The sequence below is a fragment of the Synechococcus sp. R5-15 genome, assembly GCF_047462035.1.
Lineage (GTDB): Bacteria > Cyanobacteriota > Cyanobacteriia > Thermostichales > Thermostichaceae > Thermostichus.
This window is the reverse complement of sequence record NZ_JANSIK010000165.1, coordinates 1-3,694: the sequence shown is the minus strand read 5'-3', so window position 1 is coordinate 3,694 and position 3,694 is coordinate 1. Positions and strand designations below refer to the sequence as shown.

Below are 3,694 nucleotides of genomic sequence, written 5' to 3'. Positions count from 1 at the left end.
TTGCCAAACCGCCTAAAGCTCAGTAAATTCAGCAAAGTTCAGGGTTTTGGGGGTTAGAGGCATGCTCCTGAGAGTTTCTCGACCCCTTTCCCTTGCCTCAGCGGGACGAACCTTGGCATTTGCCCTCTTGTTCTTCTATGGCTTATCCTAGAAAGCTGTGACCTTTAGCTCTGGCCCCGCATATTCTGGGGTTGTCATCATGCCCAAAATCAAAACCCGCAAGGCAGCAGCCAAGCGCTTCCGCCTGACCGGCAGCGGCAAGTTTATGCGTCGCAGGGCCGGGCACAACCACTTGCTGGAGCACAAAACCAGCAAGCGCAAACGCAAATTGGCCGGTGTGGCCCTGGTGGACAAGCGGGATGTGGTCAATGTGCGCCTGATGTTGCCCAACACCCACTAGCCGGGATCCCGCTCGCGCCGGCAAGAAGATTTCAGGGGCTGGCATTGGCGACAGCAGTTCCGATCCCGTTAGCAGGACGGAGTGCTTCTACCCTTCAGTTTGAGTTTGTTCAAGTTCCTATTGAGTTACTGCCATGAGAGTCAAACGGGGCAATGTCGCCCGCAAGCGCCGCAAAAAGATCCTCAAGCTGGCCAAAGGCTTTCGGGGAGCTGGTTCAAAGCTGTTCCGCACCGCCAACCAGCAGGTGATGAAGGCTTTGCGCAGCGCCTACCGGGATCGCCGCCGCAAGAAGCGGGATTTTCGTCGCCTATGGATTACCCGCATCAACGCGGCCACCCGTGCCCAGGGCCTGCGTTACCACGAGTTCATCGATGGTCTCAAAAAAGCCAATATCCAGCTCAACCGCAAAATGTTGGCCCGCTTGGCTTTCCTGGATCCAGAGGCCTTTACCCAGGTGGTGGAGGCAGCGCGCCAGTCTCGCGCCTCCTGAGGAGGTTCCGACGGCTATCCAGAAGTCCTTCCTGGCAGCCATTCTGGCCCTCGCCTGCCTGGGGAGAGGGATCCCTACTGTGGCTCGTCCTTGGCCGGAGATTGTGGATTCTGGACGGCTGCGCGTTGCCGTAAAAGACAACTTGAGGCCGCTGGGGTTTCGCACTCCCCAAGGGGATCTGCAGGGGTTTGAGATCGAGCTGGCTTGTGAGCTGGGATCCCGGCTGTTGGGCTCGGCAGAGGCTGTGGAGTTGGTGCCGGTCTCGAATGTAGAGCGGCTGCAGGTGCTGGCTGACGGCCAGGTGGATTTGGCCATTGCTCAGATCGGCATTACCCCGGATCGGGCGCGCCAGGTGGAGTTCACTTCTGCTTACTATCAGGATGGCCCCAGCTTGGTTGTGGCTCGTTCCCACAACTGGGAAAGCTGGTCGGACTTGCGGGGCGGTCGCGTTGCAGTCTTGCGCGGTTCCAGCGCCATTCCCCTGCTGAATCGATACCTGCCAGGGGTGGAGTTGGTGCCTGTCGATTCCTACCGAGAAGGGGCGGAACTGCTCCTGAAAGGGGCGGTGCAGGGGTGGGCAGCAGATCGCTCGGTGCTGGCAGGGTGGCTAGCAGAGCATCCCCGTCGCGAAAGCGCTGCGGAGCAACAGTTTCAATTTCTGGGATCCCCCTTGGCAACGGTGGGGCTGGGCATTGCCATGCCCAAGGGGCTGCAGCACGCCGAATTGCGGCTGCGGGTGCGCCGAGAACTGGAGAATTTGCGGGCTGAGGGCTGGCTGGCAGAGCGGGCCAGAGCCTGGGGGTTGCCCTAAAGTTGAGGATACTCCCTACTCTTTGTCTCTCTTGGGAAGATTTCTCTCTTGAGCAGAAAGGCGGGCTCAGTGCAGAAAGTGACGTATGCCGGTGCAAACCATGGCAATACCGGCAGCGTTGGCAGCAGCAATGGAATCGGCATCGCGGATGCTCCCCCCCGGCTGGATGATGGCGCGGATCCCTGCTTGGGCAGCCATCTCCACGCTGTCGGCAAAGGGGAAAAAGCCATCGCTGGCCAAAACAGCCCCTGCCGCCTGGGATCCCGCCTGCTTGAGGGCGATCTCCACTGCCCCCACCCGATTCATCTGCCCGGCTCCGATGCCAAGCGTCTGTCCCTGCTTGGCAACGACAATGGCGTTGGATTTCACATGTTTGCAGACTATCCAGGCAAATTCCAGATCCGCCCACTCCTCCGGTGTGGGCTGGCGCTGGGTGACCACTTGCCAAGAAGGGGGGCTGTCGGTTTGCGTCGGTTCCTGGTCGCGACAGCGTTGCGGCACAACAGGTGAGTCGGCATCCTGCACCAGAAAGCCCCCGGCCAGGGTGCGGATTGTTTGGGCAGGCCCCACACACAAGTCCGGCAAGATCAAGACCCGCAAGTTCTTTTTGACTGACAGTAGCTCAGCCGCTTCTGGAGTGCAATCGGGAGCCACCACACACTCCAAAAAAGGCTCCACCAGCCGTCGGGCGGTCTCTGCGTCCAAGGGTTGGTTGAGGGCGACGATGCCCCCAAAGGCCGAAACTGGATCAGCAGCCAGGGCAGCCTCGAGGGCGGCAGCCGGCGATGGGCGAATGGCCACCCCGCAGGGGTTGTTGTGCTTAACCACCACCGCCACCGCTTGTTCAGGTTGCAAGAACTCCCTCCGAGCAGAGCCAGAAGACACAGAGCCCTTCCCGTCAGTGGGCCGCGTCGCATCAGCATTGCGGAGTAACAAGGTTAACTCTGCCGCCAGGGCGCGGGCCGCCTCCAGATCCAGCAGGTTGTTGTAGCTCAGCTCCTTCCCCTGCAACTGCTTAGCCCGGTGCCAGCCGGGGGCAGCCGGATCCGTCACATACCAAGTGGCAGCTTGATGGGGATTTTCCCCGTAGCGCAGGCGTTGCCACAGGATCCCTTGCAGTTGAAACCTGTCTTCAGCGGCAGCTGCGGAGGACTGGGAGGGACCTGCTAGCTCCAGGCGAGCCAGGTAGGTGACGATGGCGCGGTCGTAGGCCAGCACCTGCTCAAAGGCCCGACGAGCACACTGGAAGCGAAACGCCAGCCGCTCTGTTTCCCCATAGGCCCCGGAGAGCAGTTGCAAATACTGGGGGTACTGGCTGGGATCCGTCAGCACCGTAACGTAGGGATAATTTTTGGCTGCCGCCCGCGCCAAAGTGGGCCCGCCGATATCGATCTGCTCAAAAGCTTCCTCCAGAGACACTCCTGCCTGGGCCACTGTCTGTTCAAAAGGGTAGAAGTTGACCACCACCAGTTGGATGGGAGGGATCCCCAGCGCCTCTAGGTCTGCCCGGTCTTCGCTGCATTCCAGGCGGGCCAAAATGCCGCCGTGGATGCGGGGGTGCAGCGTCTTCACCCTTCCCCCCAAGATTTCCGGCGCGCCAGTGTGGGCAGAGACAGGGGTGACCGGGATCCCAGCTTCTGAGAGCGCCTTGGCGGTTCCCCCACTGCTGAGCAGTTGAAAGCCATGCTCTTGCACGAGGGACTGGGCCAGCGGGATCAGTCCGGTTTTGTCGGATACACTCAACAAAGCCAACGGTACAGAATCCTGTTCGCGACAGCGTTGCGCAGTAGCAAGGGGCATTGGAGGCGTTATCCAGTAGAGAAGGGCCCAGAGGAAAAAGCTGGCCGGGATACCCAGCCCAGCGCTCTCACAGCATACCCCGAAAGCTGGACCCTCTTGTCCAGCCACCTGGTTCAGACAAATCTTCAGCTAGAAATCGCAGGAGCCCCGCACTGTACCCGTAGGGTCAGTGTCGGGAGGAATGCGGAAGTTA

At 60.5% G+C, this 3,694-nt stretch carries 4 protein-coding genes; 3 read left to right on the top strand and 1 reads right to left on the bottom strand.

Features of this window, described 5'->3' with window-relative positions; genetic code table 11:
- The first annotated feature begins 199 nt into the window (after positions 1 to 199).
- The 3 genes from rpmI (at position 200) to NW839_RS12360 (ending at position 1,701) form a co-directional block, all read left to right on the top strand.
- On the top strand, positions 200 to 400 hold the full coding sequence (gene rpmI, locus NW839_RS12370; RefSeq protein WP_011434387.1) for a 50S ribosomal protein L35: 201 nt from the start codon (positions 200 to 202) through the stop codon (positions 398 to 400).
- A gap of 133 nt (positions 401 to 533) precedes the next feature.
- The gene (gene rplT / locus NW839_RS12365; RefSeq protein ID WP_011434388.1) at positions 534 to 890 is read left to right on the top strand and encodes a 50S ribosomal protein L20; all 357 of its coding nucleotides are present in this window, start codon (positions 534 to 536) and stop codon (positions 888 to 890) included.
- 79 nt (positions 891 to 969) lie between these two features.
- Complete coding sequence (locus NW839_RS12360; RefSeq protein WP_041436884.1) at positions 970 to 1,701, top strand: transporter substrate-binding domain-containing protein; 732 nt, start codon at positions 970 to 972, stop codon at positions 1,699 to 1,701.
- Positions 1,702 to 1,767: 66 nt separating this feature from the next.
- Here NW839_RS12360 and purH read toward each other — a convergent pair whose 3' ends face one another.
- A complete protein-coding gene (gene purH, locus NW839_RS12355; protein WP_414352009.1) occupies positions 1,768 to 3,501 on the bottom strand; it encodes a bifunctional phosphoribosylaminoimidazolecarboxamide formyltransferase/IMP cyclohydrolase in 1,734 nt (577 codons plus the stop codon).
- Positions 3,502 to 3,694 lie beyond the last annotated feature (193 nt).

Excerpts from the sequence above, each read along its gene's own strand:
- rplT (WP_011434388.1), top strand. The coding sequence starts at position 534 with ATGAGAGTCAAACGGGGCAATGTCGCCCGCAAGCGCCGCAAAAAGATC.
- purH (WP_414352009.1), bottom strand. The coding sequence starts at position 3,501 with ATGCCCCTTGCTACTGCGCAACGCTGTCGCGAACAGGATTCTGTACCG.
- rpmI (WP_011434387.1), top strand. The coding sequence starts at position 200 with ATGCCCAAAATCAAAACCCGCAAGGCAGCAGCCAAGCGCTTCCGCCTG.